Here is a 1,479-nt window from a genome sequence, read left to right on the forward strand (position 1 = left end):
CCGCCGAGTTCGAAGAAGTCGTCGTCGGGACCGACGTCCGTGCCGAGGACGTCGCTCCAGATCCGGATGAGACGGGCGGTGAGATCGTCAGTAACCGGTTGCTCCTGTTGCTGCGCGGGCGCGGGCGTCGGCGTCGCGACGAGCCGCGACACGTCCAGCTTCCCGTTCGCCGTCAACGGCAGGGCATCCAGGACGGTGACCGTCGCCGGCACCATGTACTCGGGCAGCAGGCCGGCGGCACGTGCGCGGACGGTGCCCGCGCTGCCGCCGTTCAGGACGACGTACGCATCGATCCGCGCCCCGGCCGCGTCCCCCGCACGGTGGACGACAACGGCCGCCGTCCGCACATCGGCATCCTCCAGCAGTACGTTGCGGATCTCGTCCAACTCGATCCGGAATCCCCGGACTTTGACCTGACTGTCGATACGGCCGAGGTGTTCGAGCCGCCCGTCGGGACGCAGCCGCCCGAGGTCACCGCTGCGATAGAGCCGCCCGTCGCCGTACGGGTCCGGCACGAACCGCTCGGCGGTCAACTCCTCCTGCCCGAGATATCCGAGAGCGACCCCGGCACCCCCGACACGGATCTCACCCGCGACGCCGGGCGGCAACAACTCGCCCTCGGGGCCGGTGACATACAGATGCCACCCGGGCAACGCCCGCCCCACGGAACGGGTCCCGGCGAGAGCCAGCGCCCGGGTGAGGGTCTGCTCGGTGACATGGACCGTGGTCTCGGTGATCCCGAACATGTTCACCAGCCGGCACGCGGGATGCAGGTCGAACCACGGCAACACCCCCCGTGCGTCGAGGGGTTCACCCCCGAACACCACCAACCGAACGCCCACAGCCCCGTGTTCGACACTCATCAACTGCCCGAACGCGGACGGCGTCTGGCTGAGCACGCTGACCCGCTCGGACACCAGCAGATCCCGGAAGGCGTCCGGCTCCCGCGACACGAAGTACGGCACGACGACCAGCCGCCCCCCGGTGAGCAGACACCCCCAGATCTCCCACACGGAGAAGTCGAAGGCGGCGGAGTGGAACCACGTCCACACGTCCTCCGCACCCAGCCCGTACTCCTCCCGCGTCGCCTCGACGAGCGCGACGACATTCCGATGCGGTACGACGACCCCCTTGGGCCGCCCCGTCGACCCGGACGTATAGATGACGTACGCCGCCCCGTCCCCCGGCGCAGACAACTCACCCTCCTGACCAACGAGTTCATCCGGCGAGACCGCGTCGGCGAACCCCGCCGACCGCGTCACCATCACCCGCACCCCGGCATCCCGAGCCGTGTACGCGATCCGCTCCGCCGGATACGCGGGGTCCACCGGCACATACGTCCCCCCGGCCTTCAGCACGGCCAGCAGCACGACGACAAGCTCGGCGCTACGGTCGAGACACACCCCCACCCGATCCCCAGGCACCACCCCACGCTGGACGAGCCCCCGCGCCAACTTTCCGGCCCGCGCGTCGAGTTCC

At 70.0% G+C, this 1,479-nt stretch carries 1 protein-coding gene; it reads right to left on the minus strand.

Annotation, left to right across the window (positions count from 1 at the left end; all coding sequences use genetic code 11):
* On the minus strand, window positions 1-1,479 hold a 1,479-nt coding region (locus AOK24_RS40740), incomplete at both ends, for a non-ribosomal peptide synthetase (protein WP_159052167.1).

The sequence above is a fragment of the Streptomyces niveiscabiei genome (assembly GCF_001419795.1).
In the GTDB taxonomy this organism is placed as follows: domain Bacteria; phylum Actinomycetota; class Actinomycetes; order Streptomycetales; family Streptomycetaceae; genus Streptomyces; species Streptomyces niveiscabiei.